This is a genomic window from Acinetobacter sp. 12966, assembly GCF_031196995.1.
In the GTDB taxonomy this organism is placed as follows: domain Bacteria; phylum Pseudomonadota; class Gammaproteobacteria; order Pseudomonadales; family Moraxellaceae; genus Acinetobacter; species Acinetobacter geminorum.
Map to the genome: position 1 here is coordinate 17,227 of NZ_JAVIMC010000135.1, position 22,097 is coordinate 39,323.

At 36.4% G+C, this 22,097-nt stretch carries 19 protein-coding genes and 3 pseudogenes; 15 read left to right on the plus strand and 7 right to left on the minus strand.

Features of this window, described 5'->3' with window-relative positions:
• The first annotated feature begins 377 nt into the window (after window positions 1–377).
• From mhpT to RFW85_RS18290, 3 genes and pseudogenes are all read left to right on the plus strand, one after another.
• Window positions 378–1,582: pseudogene (mhpT, locus tag RFW85_RS18280) on the plus strand (3-(3-hydroxy-phenyl)propionate transporter MhpT).
• 171 nt (window positions 1,583–1,753) lie between these two features.
• Window positions 1,754–2,944, plus strand: coding sequence for an MFS transporter (locus RFW85_RS18285; RefSeq protein WP_170248797.1), 1,191 nt, complete (start codon window positions 1,754–1,756; stop codon window positions 2,942–2,944).
• Between the two features lies 1 nt (window position 2,945).
• Complete coding sequence (locus tag RFW85_RS18290) at window positions 2,946–3,842, plus strand: LysR substrate-binding domain-containing protein (protein ID WP_170248798.1); 897 nt, start codon at window positions 2,946–2,948, stop codon at window positions 3,840–3,842.
• A gap of 32 nt (window positions 3,843–3,874) precedes the next feature.
• Here the strand turns inward: RFW85_RS18290 and RFW85_RS18295 are convergent, their stop codons facing one another.
• Complete coding sequence (locus tag RFW85_RS18295) at window positions 3,875–5,485, minus strand: bifunctional 3-(3-hydroxy-phenyl)propionate/3-hydroxycinnamic acid hydroxylase (RefSeq protein ID WP_170248799.1); 1,611 nt, start codon at window positions 5,483–5,485, stop codon at window positions 3,875–3,877.
• Between the two features lie 473 nt (window positions 5,486–5,958).
• Between RFW85_RS18295 and RFW85_RS18300 the strand changes: the two genes are divergently transcribed.
• From RFW85_RS18300 to RFW85_RS18315, 4 genes and pseudogenes are all read left to right on the plus strand, one after another.
• The gene (locus tag RFW85_RS18300) at window positions 5,959–6,789 is read left to right on the plus strand and encodes an alpha/beta fold hydrolase (RefSeq protein WP_170248800.1); all 831 of its coding nucleotides are present in this window, start codon (window positions 5,959–5,961) and stop codon (window positions 6,787–6,789) included.
• A gap of 160 nt (window positions 6,790–6,949) precedes the next feature.
• Window positions 6,950–8,188 (plus strand): NADH:flavin oxidoreductase/NADH oxidase family protein, encoded by a 1,239-nt coding sequence (locus RFW85_RS18305; RefSeq protein WP_170248801.1) that lies wholly within the window; start codon window positions 6,950–6,952, stop codon window positions 8,186–8,188.
• 22 nt (window positions 8,189–8,210) lie between these two features.
• Window positions 8,211–8,541: pseudogene (locus RFW85_RS18310) on the plus strand (saccharopine dehydrogenase NADP-binding domain-containing protein); the annotation flags it as partial.
• A 155-nt stretch (window positions 8,542–8,696) separates the two neighbouring features.
• A complete protein-coding gene (locus RFW85_RS18315) occupies window positions 8,697–9,272 on the plus strand; it encodes a dihydrofolate reductase family protein (RefSeq protein WP_170248802.1) in 576 nt (191 codons plus the stop codon).
• 48 nt (window positions 9,273–9,320) lie between these two features.
• Here the strand turns inward: RFW85_RS18315 and RFW85_RS18320 are convergent, their stop codons facing one another.
• A complete protein-coding gene (locus RFW85_RS18320) occupies window positions 9,321–9,737 on the minus strand; it encodes a MerR family transcriptional regulator (protein WP_170248803.1) in 417 nt (138 codons plus the stop codon).
• 155 nt (window positions 9,738–9,892) lie between these two features.
• On the opposite strand from RFW85_RS18320, the gene RFW85_RS18325 reads away from it, so the two are divergent.
• Window positions 9,893–10,585: a type 1 glutamine amidotransferase domain-containing protein gene (locus RFW85_RS18325; RefSeq protein WP_170248804.1), complete on the plus strand. Its 693-nt coding sequence runs from the start codon at window positions 9,893–9,895 to the stop codon at window positions 10,583–10,585.
• 94 nt (window positions 10,586–10,679) lie between these two features.
• On the opposite strand, the pseudogene RFW85_RS18330 reads toward RFW85_RS18325, so the two are convergent.
• Both RFW85_RS18330 and RFW85_RS18335 read right to left on the minus strand, forming a co-directional pair.
• Window positions 10,680–11,885: pseudogene (locus RFW85_RS18330) on the minus strand (NAD(P)/FAD-dependent oxidoreductase).
• A gap of 157 nt (window positions 11,886–12,042) precedes the next feature.
• Window positions 12,043–12,591, minus strand: coding sequence for an Rrf2 family transcriptional regulator (locus RFW85_RS18335; RefSeq protein WP_170248805.1), 549 nt, complete (start codon window positions 12,589–12,591; stop codon window positions 12,043–12,045).
• A 384-nt stretch (window positions 12,592–12,975) separates the two neighbouring features.
• On the opposite strand from RFW85_RS18335, the gene RFW85_RS18340 reads away from it, so the two are divergent.
• A complete protein-coding gene (locus tag RFW85_RS18340; protein WP_079381131.1) occupies window positions 12,976–13,344 on the plus strand; it encodes a hypothetical protein in 369 nt (122 codons plus the stop codon).
• A gap of 57 nt (window positions 13,345–13,401) precedes the next feature.
• Here RFW85_RS18340 and RFW85_RS18345 read toward each other — a convergent pair whose 3' ends face one another.
• Both RFW85_RS18345 and RFW85_RS18350 read right to left on the minus strand, forming a co-directional pair.
• On the minus strand, window positions 13,402–14,421 hold the full coding sequence (locus RFW85_RS18345; protein ID WP_170248806.1) for an MBL fold metallo-hydrolase: 1,020 nt from the start codon (window positions 14,419–14,421) through the stop codon (window positions 13,402–13,404).
• A gap of 139 nt (window positions 14,422–14,560) precedes the next feature.
• Window positions 14,561–15,130 carry a TetR/AcrR family transcriptional regulator gene (locus RFW85_RS18350; RefSeq protein WP_170248807.1) on the minus strand — a complete coding sequence of 190 codons (570 nt, stop codon included), beginning with the start codon at window positions 15,128–15,130 and terminating at the stop codon, window positions 14,561–14,563.
• A gap of 187 nt (window positions 15,131–15,317) precedes the next feature.
• Between RFW85_RS18350 and RFW85_RS18355 the strand changes: the two genes are divergently transcribed.
• The 6 genes from RFW85_RS18355 (at window position 15,318) to RFW85_RS18380 (ending at window position 20,702) form a co-directional block, all read left to right on the plus strand.
• On the plus strand, window positions 15,318–15,734 hold the full coding sequence (locus RFW85_RS18355) for a DUF2946 domain-containing protein (protein ID WP_170248808.1): 417 nt from the start codon (window positions 15,318–15,320) through the stop codon (window positions 15,732–15,734).
• A gap of 52 nt (window positions 15,735–15,786) precedes the next feature.
• The gene (locus RFW85_RS18360; RefSeq protein WP_309171768.1) at window positions 15,787–17,883 is read left to right on the plus strand and encodes a TonB-dependent receptor; all 2,097 of its coding nucleotides are present in this window, start codon (window positions 15,787–15,789) and stop codon (window positions 17,881–17,883) included.
• Between the two features lie 276 nt (window positions 17,884–18,159).
• Entirely contained in the window at window positions 18,160–18,321 is a 162-nt protein-coding gene (locus tag RFW85_RS18365) for a hypothetical protein (protein WP_154020721.1), read from the plus strand.
• 236 nt (window positions 18,322–18,557) lie between these two features.
• Complete coding sequence (locus RFW85_RS18370; RefSeq protein ID WP_216076558.1) at window positions 18,558–19,109, plus strand: TetR/AcrR family transcriptional regulator; 552 nt, start codon at window positions 18,558–18,560, stop codon at window positions 19,107–19,109.
• Between the two features lie 103 nt (window positions 19,110–19,212).
• Entirely contained in the window at window positions 19,213–19,389 is a 177-nt protein-coding gene (locus RFW85_RS18375) for a hypothetical protein (RefSeq protein ID WP_170248811.1), read from the plus strand.
• 194 nt (window positions 19,390–19,583) lie between these two features.
• Window positions 19,584–20,702, plus strand: coding sequence for an MBL fold metallo-hydrolase (locus RFW85_RS18380; RefSeq protein ID WP_170248812.1), 1,119 nt, complete (start codon window positions 19,584–19,586; stop codon window positions 20,700–20,702).
• On the opposite strand, the gene RFW85_RS18385 is transcribed toward RFW85_RS18380, so the two are convergent.
• Entirely contained in the window at window positions 20,699–21,613 is a 915-nt protein-coding gene (locus RFW85_RS18385) for a LysR family transcriptional regulator (RefSeq protein WP_170248813.1), read from the minus strand. The two genes, RFW85_RS18380 and RFW85_RS18385, sit on opposite strands and share 4 nt — an antisense overlap.
• Between the last annotated feature and the right edge of the window lie 484 nt (window positions 21,614–22,097).

Sequence of the window (22,097 nt, forward strand, 5' to 3'; positions counted from 1 at the left end):
AACCGTCATGATTATATGACGGTTTTTTTATGCCTGATTATAGATATCACATAAAAATTGAAAGCATTAATACTTAATTTGAACTGTATAATAACTTTTAACTATTGAAAAAGCAGTTTTGTTTCATCGAGATTAATCTGTTTTTTAGATATATAAATTTAAAAAGCTTGCTAATTTATCTCTAACTAACTGAAATTTAATTTAATTTTCATACTTAATTATAAGTGATTTGTCTAAGAATAAAATATATTAAAGAAAATGAAATTTTTTTCTTTTTTGTTTTTACGGATAAATAAAACTTAAGGCTAATGTCGAAATCAAAGTGATTAATAAATGATGTGCTGTGATTTTTCAAACTGATAGAAAAGGATTTTTCTATGAACCGTGCAGGAAATAAGCACTCTATTATTACGATCGCCATTTGTTTTCTAATCGCTGTGATTGAGGGAATTGATATACAGGCAGCTGGTATTGCGGCTGTTGGTATTCGAGAATCCTTTGGTTTAAATAGCTCTCAACTAGGTATTTTTTTAGTGCAGGAATATTGGGGTTATTACCCGGTGCATTAATTGGTGGACGTTATGCAGACCGCATTGGCCGTAAGATGGTGTTGATCGGAGCTGTGGCTATTTTTGCTGTATTTACCCTTTTTACAGTCTGGGTAAATACTTTCTATACTTTGCTATTGGTACGCTTTCTTGCTGGAGCAGGTTTAGGGGCTGCAATGCCGAATTTGATTGCTCTTGTTTCAGAAGCTGTTTCTAACGAAAATCGTGGTCGTGCCGTTGGCCTAATGTATTGTGGTATGCCAATAGGAGCCATCTTAGTATCTTTACTAGCAGCCTACGATGTAAGCGGTCACTGGCAAACGATTTTCTATGTAGGAGGAATTGTTCCATTGCTTGTGATTCCTCTTATGGTCAAATTTTTACCAGAATCTCGAGAGTTTTTACAAACGAGATTTCAAGATAAATCGATTACGTATATACAAAGCTCTTTTAAAAACCTTTTTCAAAATAATTATGCTTCGCAGACCTTATTACTGTGGGCAAGCTATTTCTTTACCTTGATGGTTGTTTACATCATGTTGAGTTGGTTACCGTCTCTATTTATGGAGTTAGGATTCTCTCGTCAACAGGGCAGCTTAGCTCAAGTATTTTTTCAAATGGGAGCTGCCATTGGTACAGTTGTATTGGGTATTTTGATTGACCGTTGGAATAAAGCTTATGTGATTATACTTATGTATATAGGTATTTTAGCTGGTTTATTTAGTTTAAATGGAGCTGGAAATTTAACTGCAATGTATGCAGCCGCAGCCTTAATGGGAACATTTACCATTGGTGGTCAAGGCGTTTTATATGCTTTTGGAAGTATTGTGTACCCGACTGAAATCCGGGCAACTGGAGTAGGTAGTGCAGCAGCAGTTGGACGTATTGGTGCAATGTTGGGTCCCGCAATTGCTGGTCAGTTACTTGCCATGGGAAGTGGTGCTACAGGTGTTATTTCCGCTGCTATTCCTGGAATTGTCATTTCAGCATTACTGATGCTTTTGGTGATTCGTCGATTACATCAGACTAAATAGCTCAAATAAAACAATGAAAAAAGCTCAGATTTTCGGAGCTTTTTTCATTTATGAAACTATTCAAGAAACCTCAAACCTTATTCACTGCAAGCTTAAAAACAAATCACTCATTGTAAATGTCAGATGAATTTATTTCTTGTTCTAAAAAAGAACCTTAATTGAGTAAGAGAAATGTACCCAGCTGCCCAGCAAAAGCTTTGGAATCGTTCATTTATCCTTTGTGTATTAAACAACCTTTTTTTATTCATTTATTACTATGCTTTGCTCACCATATTACCCCTTTATATTTTAAAAGAATTATCAGGTTCAATTAGTCAGGCAGGTTTGGCATTAACTTTATTTTTGATTTCATCGATTGCCATTCGTCCTTTTGCTGGTTTGATCATTGAACGTTTCGGCGAAAAAACAGTGTTGCGAGGTTCAGCATTACTGTTTGCATTTTTGGCGCTTGGTTATTTATGTGTAAATCAACTATGGATATTACTGATGATCCGATTCGTGCATGGAATCTGGTTTAGTATTTTAACTACGGTCACCGTACCTATTGTGAATGAATTCATTCCAGAGCAGAGGAAAGGCGAAGGCATGGGGTATTTCGTCATGTCTACAAATTTAGCGGTTGTATTTGGGCCAATGATTGCACTAGCTACTCTACGTTACACTAGTTTTTATAACCTATTTATTCTTCTCACTTTAATTGTATGTATGGGTTTATTTTTTTGCTTTCTTATACCGGTGACATCGTTAAAAGATAGGCAGTGGGTACAAGCAAAGAAGAAAATTAGTTTAAACGATATTATTGAAAGGAAAGTAATTCCTATTGGTTTGATTGCATTATTCGTTGCAATGGCTTATTCAAGCATCATGAGCTTTATAAGTATCTATAGTGAAACTAAAAACTTACTCCCTGCAACAAGTGTATTTTTTATTGTTTTTGCAATATCAATGATTATGGCGCGTCCTTGGGTTGGCTATTCATACGATAAAAGAGGGGCTAACTCAGTTGTTTATCCTTCGTTTATTCTTTTTTCGGTAGGATTGTTCTTGGTGAGTCAAATGCAAACCCAGTGGGAATATTGGTTTGCTGCTGCTTTAATCGGTGCGGGGTATGGCTCACTTTTTCCTGTTTTTCAAACCATGGCTATACAAACGGTCGAGAAAAACAGAATTGGGTATGCGGTTTCAACCTTTTTTACTTTATTTGATTTAGGGATGGCGATTGGTTCGCTTATGGTAGGATTTATTATTGCCCATATAGGCTATGAGAAAACTTACCAGTTATGTGCATGGCTAACGATAATGACTTTATTTTTATATCGTTGGCTATGTAATCGAGATACAAACACAAAAATTGGGATATGACATGGAATTACGTCACTTACGCTATTTTGTTGCGGTCGCTGAAGAGCTAAATTTTACGAAAGCAGCATTACGAATGCATACGGTACAGCCTTCGCTCAGTCAACAGATTAAAGACTTAGAAGATGAAGTTGGTGTTCAGCTTTTTATACGCAGCAAACGAAAAGTCGAGCTTACAAAAGCAGGGGAAGTTTTTTTTAAAGAAGCGCTTATTATTTTAGAACACACCGAGAAAGCCATTAGCTTGGCTAGACAAACTGCAAAAGTTGAACAAGAACAATTAAATATTGGCTTTGTTCCAGTCGCTGAAATGAAAGTTTTTTCTTATATCATGCCGAATATTAGAGCGCATTTCCCAGAGCTTAAAATTGATTTTCAAAGTTTAACTGATGATGCTCAACTACAGGCGCTTAAAAAGGGGGAAATAGATATTGCTTTTACGCGTTATGGGGCAAATACAGGTGAACTGGTTTCTATTCAAATCTTCCAAGAGCCACTCACTTTAATTATTCCTAAAAACTCGCCAGAAGCACAGCAAGAACGCATTAGTATAAAAAGTTTTGAGCATCATAATTTTGTGATGTGTAATGAAGAAGCTTCACCTGAGCTTTATCGAATTATTGATGGTTTTTTTAAAAAATCTAAACTGAATGTTAATATTGTGCAGCATTCAACCAACATTTTACTCAATGTTAATTTAGTGGGAATGGAAATTGGTTGGAGTCTCGTTCCTCAGTATGTTATTCCATTGTTAGGGGATAAAATTGTAGTTAAAAAGACGGTAGAACCTTTACCAATGATAGGTCTACACGTTTCTTATCGCAAAGACCATGTAAACAAAGCTATAGATTTAATTTTGGATGTACTTAAAAAACAGTTTCATCTAAATTTTGCATTTTAAAAAAGCCATTCTAAAGAATGGCTTAATTATACTTAGTTGATCAAATGCATTTTTTGGAACAGTTCTTCACTTATACTATTTACAGTTTGAGGAATGGCGAGACCTGCAATAAAACGGTCAGGTCTTAAAATCACCATAGATTGATTTGTTTGGCTAAACCAAGAGCGAATTTCAGTGTCTAGATCACCAATAGTAATTACATGTTCGTCAGAAGGTCGATTCGGAGCGTCTAACTGAATCGCAGGTATGACTTGAATAAATTTAATACCTAATTTAGCCCATTTTTTCATACTATTTGGTGAGATTCCCCAAGTAGGATTAACTCCCCAAGCAAGAATGGCAAAGTTATTACCAATCACTTCGTCGAGTAAAACTTTGTCTTTATTTTCAAGCTGGACATGAGGCTGGATGAACATCTTGCCGACAGGTGTATTCTTTTCTGGAAAAGGTGCCAATATGCCTTGATGATATTTCGGCATGGGTTTAAAACGCATTTCTAACAAATAACGTTTTATCGGTTGTATGTAATTTAATACATAAGCAATACCGTCACGAAGAACACCTTGCCATTTCTTTGGTGGAGCAAGAACATGTCCTGCTAAAACAGATAAATTAATCATGGCTTGAGCGTGGTCTTTTCTTTCTAGTTGGTAACTGTCTAGAATCTCTGGTTTTGCAATTTTTTTAATGACTAATGCCATTTTCCAAGCAAGATTAAAAGCATCACGCATGCCACTATTGTAACCTTGACCTTGCCATACAGGCATAATATGTGCTGCATCTCCAGCTAATAAAATACGGTCTACACGAAAACGGTCTGCAATCCGTGCATTGTGTGTATAAACACGTTGACGTATCACTTCGATATTGTCCGTATGAGGTAAAACTTTACTCAATAAACGATTAATATTTTCGGGTTTACTCAATTCTTCCTGAGTTTCTCCAGGCATTACCATAAACTCAAAACGACGAATACCATGTGGCAAAGCTGCCGATACATAAGGACGTACAGGATCACAGCATAAATATACATGAGGCGTCGCTAGTGGATCGTTGGCAAGATCAATAACAATCCATTGGTTTGGAGCAGTTTCACCCTCAAAATTAATGTTAAGTGTACGGCGTACAAATGAATTTCCACCATCGCAAGCAATTAAATACTGCGCTTGAACAATTTCCTGCTTTTGATCTTTAGTCGTTAAATTTAACGTTACATGGTCTTTGTCTTGAGTGAAGCTATTTAATTGACGTGAAAAACGCACCTCTGTGGTTGGATAGGCTGCTAAACCTTCCAGTAAAACACGGTCAACTTGGGGTTGGATAAATGCATTACGACGTGGCCAGCCAAATTCGCGAGTCATAGGCTGAATATCCGCAAAACAGCGACCTTTAGGTGTTAAAAACCGCATAGCATGATTAGGGGTAGTGTGCGGTAAAACTTGTTTGATTAAACCTACTGACTGAATCGTGCGTAATGATTCATCATCAATACCAATCGCTCTTGGATAATCAATGAGTTGGTCTAGTTGTTCAATAACAGTAACTTGTACACCTTGTTTACTTAAATAATTTGCAATTGTTAACCCAACTGGGCCTGCACCTAAAATTGCAACTTCCGTGGTGTAATGTTGAGTCTGATTCACAGTAAATATCCCTTACTATCAAGTTTTCTTATTAATATCAAAATTGAAACAAAGCTAAATTTAATCAATAGTTTAATAAGACGACTTTTTGAAAGGTAATGTATGCCTTATTGATTTTAATATATTGTATTTAAATGATTTTTAAATATTTTGTAATAGGTTTTTTTAATCCAATCATTGTTTTAAATTATATATAATTGTATGGAGGTTGGAACGACGTTTAATCAACCTTTTCATTCGCCATTATTTTCTTAGCTATTTTCACGAAAGTAAAAAATTCAGTACTAGAATAGATATCAACCGAAAAAAATTACTTTTACATTAATTGACTGAGTAATTACTGTTGCTCATATCAGAGCATGTTAATTTATGTGCAACATTGTTATTAGAACATCAAAGCTCATTTTAACTGAGTATAAATATTCAAATCTTTATAACGAATCAACAAGCAGTTTTTCATTAGGAGAACAAAGATGGGATATGTAACCACAAAAGATGGCGTAGAAATTTTCTATAAAGATTGGGGACCACGCGATGCCCAAGTTTTATTTTTTCATCACGGTTGGCCTTTAAGTTCAGATGATTGGGACACGCAATTGCTTTTTTTCCTTAAAGAAGGTTTTCGTGTAGTTGCTCATGACCGCCGTGGACATGGGCGTTCGAGTCAGGTGTGGGATGGTCACGATATGGACCATTATGCAGATGACGTTGCAGAAGTGGTTAAACATCTAAATATTAAAAATGCAATTCACATTGGCCATTCAACGGGTGGCGGTGAAGTGGTTCACTATATTGCACGTCATGGCCAAGACAATGTTAAAAAAGCTGTACTTGTCAGTGCAGTACCCCCACTAATGGTTAAAACTGAAAATAATCCTGAAGGTTTACCAAAAGAAGTTTTTGATGACCTTCAAAACCAAGTCCTTACAAACCGTGCGCAATTTTTCCGCGACTTGCCATCTGGCCCGTTCTATGGTTTTAACCGACCAGATGCGAAACCCTCTGAAGGCATCATCTCTAACTGGTGGCGTCAGGGTATGACGGGTAGTGCAAAAGCGCATTACGATGGTATTGTGGCGTTCTCACAAACTGACTTTACCGAAGATTTAAAGAAAATCACCATTCCTGTTTTAGTGTTACATGGTGACGGTGACCAGATCGTGCCTTATAAAACGTCTGGCGTAAAATCTGCAGAGTTACTTCAAAATAGCCAACTCAAAATCTACCCAGGTTTTTCTCACGGTATGTTAACTGTAAACCATGAAGTGATTAATGCTGATTTGTTGGCGTTTATTCGTGAATAATTTAAAGATTTAAACTTTAAAAAAGAGGCCTATTAAGTGCCTCTTTTTTTTATATAAAAATTAATGAATTCAAATGTCTAAATATAGAAATACTAAAAGGTATTGACATTAAAGCTAGCTTTAACCTTAAAGTAAAGCCATACTGAATGAGGTCATTCCAATGAAAGTGTTCGAAAAATTAGTATTCCCAAATGGCTCATATGTTTCTAACCGTATTGCTAAAGCGGCAATGGAAGAAAACATGGCTGATTTAAACCATGCACCATCAGAAGAATTAATACGTTTATATCAAGCTTGGGCAAATGGTGGCGTAGGTCTAATTATTACTGGAAATGTGATGGTAGACCGCCGAGCGATGACTGGACCGGGTGGTGTAGTATTAGAAGATGAGCAGCATCTAGATACTTTTAAAAAATGGGCACAAATTGGTCGTTCAAAAGGTACTCAGGTTTGGCTTCAAATTAACCATCCGGGGCGTCAAATGCAAGCGAACCTTGGTCAGCAGACTTGGGCGCCATCGGCTATTTCACTTGATCTTGGCAAAATGTCAAATCGCTTTAATACGCCAATTGAAATGACTGAATCTATGATTGCAGAGGTGATTCAGCGTTTTGCAAACACGGCGCGTTTAGGTGAAAAAGCAGGATTTACAGGTGTAGAAATTCATGCAGCACATGGTTACTTATTAAGCCAGTTTCTTTCTCCTCTCAGCAATAAACGCCAAGATCAGTGGGGTGGTTCTTTAGAAAACCGCGCTCGCATTTTAATTGAGATTGTGGAAGCAGTTCGTAAAGTAGTTTCGCCTCAGTTTACTGTTGCAGTAAAACTGAACTCAGCCGACTTCCAACGCGGTGGATTTAGTGCTGAAGATGCTCAACAAGTAGTTAAAATGCTAAATGAACACGCTGTAGATTTGGTTGAACTTTCAGGCGGTAGCTATGAAGCACCTGCCATGCAAGGTCAAGCTCGTGATGGCCGTACTCTTGCTCGTGAAGCTTATTTTTTAGAATTTGCGCAAGAGATTCGTAAAGTTGCCAAAATGCCTGTTATGGTGACAGGTGGCATACGCCGTAAACAAGTGGCAGAGAAAGTAATTGAAAGCGGTGTAGATATGGTCGGTATTGCCACAGCTTTAGCAATTGAACCTAATTTGCCAAATGCTTGGAAACAAGGCCAGAATCTTACTCCTGAATTAAAACCGATTACTTGGAAGAACAAAACACTTGCTTCGCTTGCCAATATGGCGGTGGTTAAATTCCAGTTACGTAATTTAAGCTCTGGTAAAAAAACAAAACCAAATGTTTCACCAGCTTGGGCTTTAATTTTGCAACAATCAGCGATGTCATGCCGTACCCGCCAATACAAAAAAGGCATGCGTGACTATTCATTTGCTTCTTAATAAGTGAGTTGTGTTATGACAAATTAACGATTCAAACTGGATAATTTATGGAGCAAATGGCTACACGGGCGAGTTAATCGCTCGTGTAGCTGTACGCCAAGCGCTAAAACCAACTTTGGCTGGTCGTTATAAAGCAAAAGTTGCTGTACTTGCTCAAGAGTTGGGACTCGACTAAAGCTTTTGGGGTGGATAACGTAGATGCGGTAAGTGGGCAACTCCAAGGTTTTAAACTGGTCATGCACTGTGCAGGGCCATTTTCAGCATCATCAAAACCTATGATGGAAGCGAGCATTAAAGCAGGCGCTCACCATTTAGATATTACGGGTGAAATCGCTGTATTTGAATTGTCACAGTACCGTAAATGGCTCACTGACAGTAGTGAATTATTTACTCAAAAATACCGTTAAAGGTGGTACATATACACCAGCAAAATTGATGGGTTATAAGCTAGTGACTGAGCTGCCAGATTCTGGTTCGTTGATCGTTATTTAATAGAGGAATGAGAATAATGAGAAAATTAATTCTGTTTTTACACGCATCGCTTGACGGTTTTGTTGAAGGTCCAAATGGGGCAATGGACATAGGATGGATTGCTTATGATGCCGATTTGGCAAAACATGCAAGAGAAATTTTGAGCACTGTCGATACGGTGATTTGGGGACGTGCGACTTACCAGATGATGCATAATTATTGGCCAACCATGCTTTCAAATCCAGAAGCTTCGGAACATGAGCGAAATCATGCTGAATGGATTGAAAAGACTGAGAAAATCGTTTTTTCAACAACCTTAGATAAAGTTGAGTGGAATCATTCCAGACTTGTAAAAGATCATGTTGAAGATGAAATTAATAAGCTCAAACAGCAATCTGGCAAGGATATGATTATTTTGGGGAGCCCTCGATTTGCACACTATTTCATGCAACTTGGTTTAATTGATGAATACAAAATTACGATTTCGCCTGTATTGATTGGTGAAGGCTTGCGACTATTTCAAGGTATTCAGGAAAAGACTAATCTTAAACTCATTGAAAATAAAACTTTTGCTTCTGGAGCAATAGGTCTTCACTATCAAAAGATAGTCTAGTTTTTTCTATATTATTTATATAAAAAAACTTCTATTTGAAGTTAAAAACTACTGAGTGTTTACTTTGTCGAAATAGAGATTCATAAGTCGTTCTGCATTTTCTTCGCAAGTAATTTCATCTGGTTTGTTATTAATAGCTTCAACCATGGTTCGTAAATTTTGCTTACTTACTTTTAACTTTTCTTCTAAAAGTTCTATTTCCTGAATTTTGGATTCAAGCGTTTGGATGAGTGCATCATGGTTCCAAGTAGCAACTTTTGATGGCAAAAAAGCTTTAATTTCTGCTAAAGAAAACCCGACTTGCTGGGCTTGCTGAATGAGGGAAAGCTGCTTTAAATCGTTATCGGTATATTCACGATAGCCATTCGATTTTCTTTTTGCTTTAGGTAAGAGTTTGATTTGCTCGTAATAACGAATTGTAGGGGTGCTTAAGCCGCTTAGTTTCGATAACTCGCTAATATTCATAGCCACATACTCTATTGACATTAAAGTTAACTTTAGACTTATAGTAATGTAAAAGCAAGGTTCATAACTTTACCAAGCGCACACTTTCAGTAACAGCTTTCTATGTTTTGATAGATGAAAGATAGAATTATAAGTATGAAAAATGAGGTGATGAAATGTCTAAACGCATATTACATGTCGTGACCAATATTTCACGCTATAAAGATGTTGATGAACCAACAGGGCTGTGGTTAGGCGAACTCACCCATGCTTATGATGAGTTTGAAAAACAAGGTTATGTGCAAGATATCGTGAGTCCAAATGGCGGAAAAACTCCAATTGAACCAAAATCGCTTGTGCCTCTCGTTGCTGATAAGTCAGTTAAAGACCGAGAAAAAGATCAGGCTTTTATTACGCTGCTGGCAAATACCTTTAAGCCTTCTGATATTAATTGGCAAGATTATGACGTGATCTATTACACAGGTGGTCATGGGGTGATGTGGGATTTTTTAGATAATCCCGAACTTCAAGAAATCACCAAAAATATTTATGAAAAAGGCGGCATTGTTTCGAGTGTTTGTCATGGCTATTGTGGCTTGCTGAATGTCAGACTTTCAAATGGTGAACGACTTATAACAGGCAAAAAATTAACAGGCTTTGCATGGAGTGAAGAGGTTTTGGCAGGAGTGGCAAAAAAGGTGCCATACAATGCTGAAGAATTAGCTAAAGAATATGGTGCACATTATGATAAGGCCTTTATTCCATTTGCACCACACGTGGTTCAGGATGGCAACTTGATTACTGGCCAAAACCCGTTTTCAGCTAAGAAGACGGCTTTAGCGATTATAGAAACGCTTGAAAAGTCATAATTTAATAATTCAAATATAAACCCTAAAAGTAGAACCAGAGATGGGCTTACTTTTAGGGTTTTTAAATAAATGGATTGATCCTGCCAGGTTAAATTTAAGGAACAATCACAAAATCAGGATTGGCTATTGCAAAAACAGCTTCACGGTCTGCAACTGGTGGATAAATCCAGACAGTATTAATTTCCTGTTTAATTTTTTTCGCTTCCTCACGTACAAATTGAACTTGTCGATCCCAACCTTCAGTATAAAGTGCACCCCAAGGACCCAAGTCAACGCAAGTGACATACTTCGTTTGGCTGTATGGATGAAGTGGCAAATCAACTAATTCTGCTGCTGCATTGTAACCTGCTACACGACCTAGGCTCATGGCGTGCTGACACGACATCACGTTAAAATTCCCTAAATCATCGGTAGGAACTTTTACCGTATCGCCAGTCACAAAAATGTTTTTTGCTTCAGGTGCATGTAAATAAGCATCCCCAATCAAACGGCCTAAATTATCTTTTTCACCTGCAATTTGAGAGGCGAGTGGGTTGGCCCGCATGCCCGCAGTCCAGATTACAGTTTCTGTTTCAATTTTTTCGCCATTAGAAAGCGTTACGCCAGTGGCATCTAACGCCGTAACTCGTAGCCCAGCTTTACCTTCAACACCTAGCTCGTTTAGGGCTTCTCGAATAACCGTAGCAGCTTGGTCGCCCATTGCTGCACCAATTTCTGTTGAAGAATCAACTAAAACCACACGAATATCAGTTTCGCCTAAAATACTACGCAGACGTTCAGGCATTTCGGTCACGGTTTCTAACCCAGTCAGTCCACCACCAGCAACAACTACAGTGTTACGCGCTGCATTTGCAGGTTTGTTGGCTAAATTTTTAAGATGTTGATCTAATTTTTCAGCATCTTCTAGGGTGCTTACGTTAAATCCATATTCGGTAAGGCCTGATATCGGGGGCATAAAAGTCGTACTACCGGTTGCCAGAATAAAACGATCATAGCTTAAGGTTTGATTGTTGCCATCAGTGGTTGAAACTTCGATTGTCTGTTGGTTTGAGTCAATTTTATTTACCCAACCTGCCAGAAATTTAACCCCAACCACGCTTAATAACTATGAAATATCAGGGTTCATGTTTTCAAGCACAGCTTCATAAAGGCGAGGACGGATCCCAACATTTGGGCTAGGGGAAACCATCAGCACCTCAATGTTTTGTTCTTGTGAAGCCAAGTGAATTGCTCTTTGGGCAGCGAATGCCGCCCATAAACCAGCAAAGCCAGAACCAGCAATAATAATACGCTTACTCATTTGATTATCCTTTTGATAGATTTTTCGGACAACAAATTCCAGCTCATCACAAAATTTTGGGTGAGCGAATCCTTTCCCTGATTGTCCGAAAAATCTGAGAAGGCGTTTAAAAAGAATTAAGAGAATTTTATGTTAGGGTACGAACCCTATCAGTTCATTAGTCGGGGGTATCCCGCGATATTTTACTTTTACGCATTTTTGCTGTTCTTCCTTCGATGCGTTCATTGATCCAGCCATTTACATCACTAAAAAACACGTCAGGTGCATAACGGCCAAAACGGTCTGCAATATCGCCAAGTGTATGAGCACCTAAAGCGTCTCGCATGGCTTTTTCGGCCTGTAGCATGACGGCATGCACTGCACACACACCACTGGTTGCCCAATCTGGCGGAGCATGATTAAAGACCGCACATTTACCACGAACTTCTTGACACTCAAAAAGCGGTTTTTCACCTTCTATTGCATTCACGATATCTAAAAAACTGATTTCATGAGCGGATCGAGCGAGTAAATACCCACCACGAACACCTTCTTGAGCAATAACGAGACCTGCCTTTTCAAGTTTAGGAAAAATCTTGGCCATAAAACTTGGAGAGACTCCTTGTAATTCAGCAAGATCCTTACTACTCAAAGGTGTGTCTTCATTGTTCACAAGAAAAAGAAGACAGTGAATCGCATACTCGACGCTACTAGTGATATAAGCCATTTAATTTCATAATTGATCAATTAAAAACGCAGACCAATGTAGTCTGTGTTTTAAGTCAATAATAAAACTAAGACAAAGTTGGTTCTAGTTTTAAATAAACGCTATCAACGTGTTAATTATGAATATATCTAATTGAATAATTTAAATTTTAATAAATAAAAATATTTTATTGATTTCTTTTAATCGTACGGATGTCTAATAGATGTTTAATCAAATAGTTCACAACTTATAAGTAAGATAGAGGAAGGGGCTAGACATTTATCATTTATTTATAGAGTCTTTTAAATTATATTTATGTAGATTGTTTCAATTAAAATATTGCATAGCTTTATCTGAATAAAAATATTTTTTACATAGCACGATGAATGAATAAGAGAGTTGTTTTTGAAAACTGAATTTACTATTAGATGTATTTATGCACTTTGCCTTATTGGTGCAGGGTTCAACCATTTACAAACAGTTTTGATGCATGGTTTGTTTTGGGACTATAACAATGCGCCTTTATTTACTTGTATTTATTGGACATCTTTAACGTTTATTGATCCACTTGCAGCAATTCTTCTATTTTATAGACCTCGTATCGGCTTAATTCTAACTTTTCTTATTATATTTAGTGATGTCATTCACAACACTTGGATTACATTAAAAGTAGGGCGAGACTTGCTCAACTATATGTATATTTCTCAATTTTTATTTCTGGTTTTTGTTTTGTGCACAATTAAGTTTCCGTGGAAGGCACATCACACAAGTTAAAATTTTAAAATTGGAGAGTAAAAGCATTCTTTTACTCTCCAAATAATTTCTTCAAACTTACGAACGCCACCAATAATTTTCGACATTTGGTTCATTTAAGTTCAATAGTTCACCCATTTGCGGTGTGCTAATCGCTAACTTATTTTGTTGAGCCAAAGCCATGATACGTTCAAATGGATCATCCCAAGCATGAAGCGCCAAATCAAAAGTACCATTATGCACGGGTAACAAATGACGTCCTTTTAGATCGATATGTGCTTGTAAAGTTTGCTCTGGTTGCATGTGAACATCGGGCCATTCGGGGTCGTAAGCGCCAGTTTCTAACATGGTCAGATCGAAAGGTCCATAACGATGTCCAATCTCTTTAAACCCATCAAAATATCCCGTGTCACCGCTAAAAAATACACGTAAATCATTATCAATAATCACCCACGATGCCCAAAGTGTCGCATTGCTATCACCCATACCACGGCCTGAAAAATGATGGGCAGGGGTAGCCACTAATTTTAGTCCATCTACCTGTGTGGTATCCCACCAATCAAGTTGTTGAACCTTTTCTGCTGGAATTCCCCATTTAATGAGTGTGTCACCCACACCAAGCGGAGTTAAGAAGTGCTCAACTTTATCGTTAAGCTGCATTACTGCATGGTAGTCGAGATGGTCGTAGTGGTTATGCGACAAAATCACGCCTTTAATGGGTGGTAATTCGGCAATGCTAATTGGGGGCTGATGGAAACGTTTTGGTCCAAGCCATTGAAAAGGTGATGCACGCTCTAAAAAAACAGGGTCGGTTAACCAAAACTCATTTTGAAGTTTTAACAAGATAGTTGAGTGGCCCAAACGAAATAGAGAGCGGTCAGGCGCACTTAAAAGCTGTTCTTTTGACAAACTTAAAACAGGAATTGCTTTGTTTGGAACAGTGTCTTTTGGTTTATTAAATAGAAACTTCCACATAAGTTGAAGCGTTTTGCCAAAAGAAGGCTTGTGTTGGTTCGGACGCGTATTTCTAAATTTGCCATTGTGTTGCTGTGATGGCATTAAGGGAGTAGGCAAGTCTGTTGTGTTTGAAATAGTCATTTTGTTTTTCCTTATTGGAACAAACCTATATGTACAAATAAGAACTTGGGCTAAGTACTTATTGTGATTTATTTAAATGAGTATTTACTCACTCATTAATTCATTCAAAAATAAGGACGCCGTGCATCCTTACTTTTATCTATATTGAAACTGCATGCCAAAAGGCTTCAAAACCAGATTTGCGATAACGCTCGGCTTGAGAAGGGTCTTGGGCAATAAAATTGAGTGTAACTTCGGCAAGCGCACCTAAAATTGAAGCAATAAATAACGGTGGATAGTCTCTTAATCTGCCATCGTTAATACGTTCTTGAATGTTTTGAGTGAGGTCACAAAAGGTTTGCATGCCAATTTGTTTGCTTTGCTCAGTAATTTGTTCCGAAGTCGAAAGCTGTGCCATGACTTTACGCTTAAGGGGAGCTTCTAAACTCCAGTCCAAATAGCTTTGCCAGATATGCGACATTTGTATTTGTAAGTCAGAATCGGCAGGGTAACTAAGCATCATGACCTGACGTAACTCAGCCTTTAACGAAAGATATAACTGGTTCAGCAGTTCCTCTTTATTACTAAAATAGGTAAATAAAGTACCTTCTGCCACGCCAGCAACTTTGGCAATTTTTGAGGTAGACGCACGCTCGCCAAGCTCTGCTAATGTTTCAATAGCAGCACTTAAAATTGCATTACGTTTATCTTCACTACGAGGACGAGCCATATACAAACATATTAATTGAGTGATTACTCAATCATATATGAAAAATGAAAGAGAGCAAGTTATCTTTTGTGTAGAAGTAAAAAATTATTCACAATTTTTAAAAACAATGAAGATGAGAGTCGAAGATTGCTGAATATATTAAAAAAAATATGCTATTTTTCACAGCACTTTGGTGAGACTAATTTTCATGTATCGGTTTGGGCTTTTAATCGGCTTACTAGCAATATTGCTACAGAACCTCGTGTTCTGGCAAAGCCTATTGCCCAGCGAAATGCATCAGCAAATGGTATGTGAACAAATTAGTGAAATGATGAATCATTCAAGTATGCAGTCTGAACCACATTTATCTCACCATATAAAAAATGATTCTCATAAAAAGCTCTTAAACAAAAACGTTCAGCACGACTCAAGCTTAAGCTGTCATTTTTGTTATCTCTATAGCCACATTGCGACTATTGATGGCTTCAAGTTAACCTTGTTTGCAATTGGTGTCGTTGTTCGCTTCATTATGCTGGCAACGCTAAGTTATATATTATTTTATTTAAGACGCTTATTTCTTTCACCGCAAGGGCGAGCTCCTCCTAAACAACTTTGTTTTGCTTAATTCATTACTAGGTACGTATCTGTTCCTATTTAATTACTAAACAGAGTTTGTCATGTCTAAATTTTTATTTCATCCACTCGCGTGGAGCATTTTATTTGCTCAATTTTCTATGTCAGTCATGGCACAAAGCCAACTTGAAAACCAGATTGCCGAGCTAGAAAAAATTACGGTTAAGGCCCAAGATAGCAGCGAAAATTCTAATTCTTCAATAGCATTAACCCAATTTGACCATAGTTTGTTAGATGTTCCATTTACTAAGTCTCATGTATCGGCTCAAGATATTAAAAATAATAATATTCAACGTGTGAGTGATGCATTAGCTTTAGTTAATGGTGTGGTGTATCAAGACAGTTATGGTGGTGGTTTTTGGGATAACTATTCTTTTCGTGGTTTTAGTACTGACCCCAACATGGGAACAAACTATTTACGTAATGGTTTGAGTTCTTTAAGTGGTATTCATACTGCAAGAGATATGGTGAATGTTCAGGCAATTGATTTTTTAAAAGGACCTATGGCAGCCATGTATGGGCAAGGAGCTATAGGTGGCATTATGAACATTACCACCAAACAACCAGAATGGATGCCAAAAAATGAAGTAAGCTTAAGTGGTAGTACATTAGAAGAATATCGAGCTTCATTAGATAGCACAGGCGCATTAAATGATGCTGTCGCCTATAGGCTTGGACTGGCTTATGAAAATAATCAGAGTTTCAGAGACCATGTCGACAGTCAGCATTATTTTATTGCCCCACAACTTGCATGGAAAATTTCGGATCAGACGCAGCTTAATTTAGATACAGAATTTTCTGAACATCAAGGCGTGTTTGATCGTGGTGTTCCAATGGTAAACGGGGCATTTGTTGTCAACAAAAAGACCTTTTTGGGTGAGCCTTCAGATGGAGACATTAAGGTTAAAGACCAACTGTACCAGTTAAGGTTAAATCATCAATTTAATGAAAATTGGAATAACACAACAGCTTTAAGCTATGGTCATGGCGAACGGGAAGGAACCTCTACTGAAATTTCGAGTATTTCAGCAGATGGTCAAACTGCAAACCGATTTAGACGTTACCGACAATTTGAAACTGATACATTTCAGTTCCAGTCGATTTTACGCGGGAAACTAAATACAGGAACAATTAGGCACGAAGTAGTCGCAAACATTGAAGCTGGGCACTATACCATTGACCAAATTCAGCTTCGTAATGCAGTCGGTACATCTAGTCCGATTAATATTTATAATCCAGTTTACGGACAAAATATTTTAGTGCTGAGCAGAATAACCAAAAATACCAAAGAAATTCAAAATATGCTGGGACTGAACTTACAAGACCAGATTTTTTTGAATGATCAATGGAATTTGTTGCTTGGAGGGCGTTTTAATCGCCTTGAGCAACAAATTGATGACTACAGAACAGGAATATCGGCTCAGCAAAAATTTACACCTTTGAGTCCACGTGTTGGAGTGAACTATCAACCTACAACAAAGCTTTCTTTCTATAGTAATTGGGGAAAATCTTTTGAGTTAAATACAGGTCTTAATAAAGAGAATCGACTGTATGACCCAGAGAAAACCAAGAGCTGGGAAATTGGGACAAAATACCAATTTTTACCGCAAAGCTGGTTTGGTCTAACTTATTTTGATTTAGATAAACAACACTTACTGACTGAAGGTATAACCGACAGTTATGTAGATAGTGGTCGCGTCCAAAGTCATGGTGTTGAAATTGAGTTAAAGCACAAGTTTAGCGATCATTTGAATGTGGGCGCGAATTATACTTTAACGAAAGCTTCTGTTTTAGAAAGTGAAGTCGATGCCAAAGGCGCTCGCCTAAAAAATATTCCTAAGCACACTGCAAACTTAAACGCAGATTATCAGTTTGAATTATTTGGAAGGGCTGCTGGCTTAGTAGGCAACATCAATTACTTTGGTAAACGTAGTGCCAACTATATCGATAATGGAACAAGTTTGCCTGAGTTTACAGTGGTTAATGTCGGTGGATATATGCAAGTACGCCCAGATTTAAGGGTACAGTTGAATGTTGATAATGTCTTTGATAAAGATTATTACGTTTCAAGTTATACAGATGAATGGGTACAACCCGGTGAACCTTTAAAGGCAACTTTATCTATGACTTGGAATTTTTAAATAAAAAATTAGTAAATAGAAAGGTTTAACCAAAATGGGGTATATTGACAGGCCCCATTTTGCAAAGCGCTGTTCAGTATTACTGTATAAGTTGTTTAGTTAAAGTATCTAATACTATGAAAAACAATAATTAATTAAATAATTTCTAGCCAATTTCACATTGACAGCTCAAATATTGAAGATTACCATTTGCGGGCTGGCCTACATTGCCAGCCGGTTTTGACGGACCGCTATTTGAACCACATCAGGATTATTTCTTCTGAGGAGTAGTCTTGTGTGCACACCTCGTTCCCTCCCGTAGCGGTAGGGCGGGAGTGGGACACCTTCGGGTGTGCTGGAGTTCAAACCAGTCCGTCAACCTGCTTCCGTTCTGCCACCATAATTTATAATGCTTTGGCAGAACTCCCAAAAGAAGGAGTTGGCTATGCACATTCATAAATTATTGGCAGTCACTGTCAAAATCTATCTCGACACAACTTAAATCAATTTAAAGAAACTTGATTGCCTATAAGCTTTTCAGGCTTTAAATCATTACGTCTAAAACTTAGCAACAATAAAACTTGAGATGTGCCAAGCACAGTCTTTACGGCTTTGCTGTGCCTTTTTTTCTCCCAGAAAAGGCACAGGCTTTTTTATCTCTTTTAGCAACAACAAGAACTTATAACGGTAAAACGATGCCAACCTTAGAAAGATCTTCCAAAAAATTACAGGTTCTTCATACAGCAATTGAGCTGTTTAATCTCTATGGATTTCACAATGCGGGTGTGGACTTAATCGTCAAAAAATCCAAAATTCCTAAAACCACTTTTTATAATTACTTTCACTCAAAACAGCGGCTTATTGAAATGTGCGTATCCTTTCAAAAAAGCAAACTCAAAGAAGAAGTGCTGGCAATTATCTACTCAAGCCGTTACCGAACCTCAAGCGATAAACTCAAAGAGATTATTGTTTTACATGTCAATTTTAATAGCCTGTACTATCTATTACTTAAAGCCATTTTTGAAACTAAACAGATTTACCCGCAGGCCTACCGTATAGCGCTTGAATATAGAAAATGGCTGCTTAAAGAACTTTTTGATTTAGTTTTTAGTTTAGAAGCTCATGCATTAAAACCCGATGCCAATTTGGTTTTAAACCTAATTGATGGCTTGATGTTCCAGATTTTAAGCTCAAAGAGTTTGGATGAAAGGGATATGGTGGTGGAGAGGTTTTTTACTATGAATTGAACATAGTTTTAATTGTTTGATTTTTGAGTATATGTAACAAAATCAAACATATATTAAAATAAAATTATTTAGAATTATTTCATCATAATTTGGGAATTTGCTTATGAAATTGTTAGGAATATTATCTATCCCTTTTATTATCTCTGCCTGTGTTACTAATCAGAATATGCAAAAGGAAGAAACCCCAGAATGTATGAATTATCATGCAATGATGACAGCGCCTATGCCAGCACAGGCAATGGAAAACTTAAAAAAAGCTTGTTACGAATCTAGAAAATAGCGTTGAGCATTTATATTTAAAAAAAAATTTATTAATACGAGAATATTAAGTTAAAAAATAACTGCTGACTGTTCTTATTTTTGCAACTTAAGTTCTTATTTTAGTAGCTTGTTTTAATCTTTCGAAATCAGAAATATAAGAATGTTTTTATCAAGTATAGAACATTTAATTTAATTGTATATCTGAGGTTTCGAATGAAAAAGATCTTTTTAAATACCACACTCCTAAGCTTAATGTATTTGAACATAAGTCATGGAGCCAATGCTCAAAGTACGATAGATATTCCAGAAGCTCCCTCTACTGTAAATGCGGTTTATGTTTCCCAATCGAGTAAAAAAGCTTTAAATCCATCGGAAAAAATTGACCGGCTATATAACCGAAATCTTCAGCAAGAGTATGTACTGCAACGTATGACAGAACATACTTATTTTTTTCAATCTCAATTTTATGGAACGATGTTTTATGTAGGTGAAAAAGGAGTACTGTTATTTGACCCAGTTGAAAATGCTGGAGAAAAGATTTTAAAAGCGATCTCAGAAGTAACAAAACTACCTGTTACAACAATTGTCTATTCTCATGCGCACGCTGACCATATCAGCTCAGCTCCAGTAATTGTTGAAGCATCTAAAAAGGCAGGTGTCAAAGTACGTATTATTTCATCTGATGCTACAGCAGAGCTTTTAAACCGAATTAAAAGTAAATTACCAAAACCTACTGAAACAATTCCTTTTAAAAATGGTAGTTTTAATTTTGAAGGGGTGAATGTTCAAGTACATGGTTTCAAATATGCAGCACACACTGCCGATACAGGTGTTTGGTTAATTCCAAGTGAGAAAGTTGCACATATTCCCGATCTAATAAATGCCGATCAATTACCTTATTGGGGTTTTGCTGGTGCTGAAGTTCCTCTTTATTTTGAAGAAAATTTAAAAGAATTAAAAAGTTTAAATTGGGTATTTCTGAGTGGTGGCCATGGAAATGTTGGATCTAAAGCTGATGTAGATTTCTATTTAGAGTTTCTAAAAGATATGAAACAAGCAGTGGGCCAATCATATGGCGTGGTGCAGTGGGGAGTAGGAGCTCCTGATCCTCAGAAAACAAATTCACATATGGCCCAGCTACCAGCATATCTTGATGCAATAGGTAATCAGGCAACTGAATATTTGCGACCAAAATATGGACAATATTATGGGTTTGAAACTTCAGTTCCAAAGAATGGTGAAATCACAGCTTTATTAATGTACGCCTATCAATATATAAAAAGTCTATACCTAAAATCGGGTATAGACTTTTTATATATTGATTTTAATTAGATATCCTGCATTTTATTGATTAAATTTGGCATTTTTTCAATTAAAAAATCGAGAAAAACTTTAGATGCTGGAAGTGCTCCACTTCTAGGTGGAAATATTATATGAAAATTTCCTTTAGGAAGTTTCCATTCAGGTAAAATAACTATAAGTTTATTTTCATTTATTAAATCTCGGCATCTGATAAGAGGGAGTAAAGCAATACCTTGGTTATCTTGTGCTAATGACATGAGTAATGTTAGGCTTGAAGCTTTAATAAATGGCTTTATACTTGTATTTAACTTTTGTTCTAAATTTTCAAAAAACCAAGTCTGATTTTCATTATCTAGGTTGTTGCTTAATAATTTGTGATTATTTAATTCGTTTGGATGTTTAGGTATTCCATACCGTTGAATATATTCAGGGCTAGCGACTAAAACGGATTCAAGATAGCCTAAATGTCTCATTACTAAATTGTTATCAACTTCTTTGCTAGAGCCGACCCTAATACAAATATCTATTGATTCTTTTAATATATCAATTTTTTTATTAGTCACTATAAAGTTTATTGCAACTTTAGGGTATTTCTCCATAAATTCTGGAACAATCAAAGGTAATTGTCTTTCTGCAACTCCAATTGGAACACTCACATTAATAGTACCTATTGGCTCCTCTTGACATTGATCAATTAAATCATAAACATTTTGAGCCTCTTTAAGCATAGATTGAACATATTGATAAATTTGTTCGCCAATAGCCGTCATTTTGACTTGTCGAGAGTCCCTTTGTAGTAATTTAATATTTAGATTTTTTTCTAATGTAGATAATCTACGGCTTAATTTGGATTTGCTTATACCAGTTTTTTCTTCAACTTTGCTTAATCCACCATGCTCTACAATTAGGGAAAAAATGTATAAATCGTTTAGGTCTTTCATAGGGGCTGCATCAAAAATTAAGATTTTTATTTTTCTATAATATGCTTATTTTTTGTAATTTTACTGAAAATAAATAATAGCTAGAAAAATAAATGTATATTTTAGTAGAGTATTTTTTAAGAAATTTTTGTGTATCTATTTGTTTTTTATATATGATTTTTACCATGTATTTTGAGAGAGTGAAAGATATTTTTTAAATACATTTTTATAAAAATATTAATATAAACTATTGTTATTTTTTATTTATTTTTTTATGTTGCAAAAAATGCAACATATAATTTCATTTTTAGCGATAGTTTAGCTTTTTAAAAAAATTATAATTAATAGTGTCTTTGTAAAAGTATTTGTGTGTAGAAAAATCTATCTTCTACTGTTTTTAAGCATTATTCACACTCTCTATTCCTTTAAAATTCACCTAACCTTTCGCAAAATTTTTAAATCTAGATACTGTGACTGTGAATAGAAATTATATACGGTGATTTTA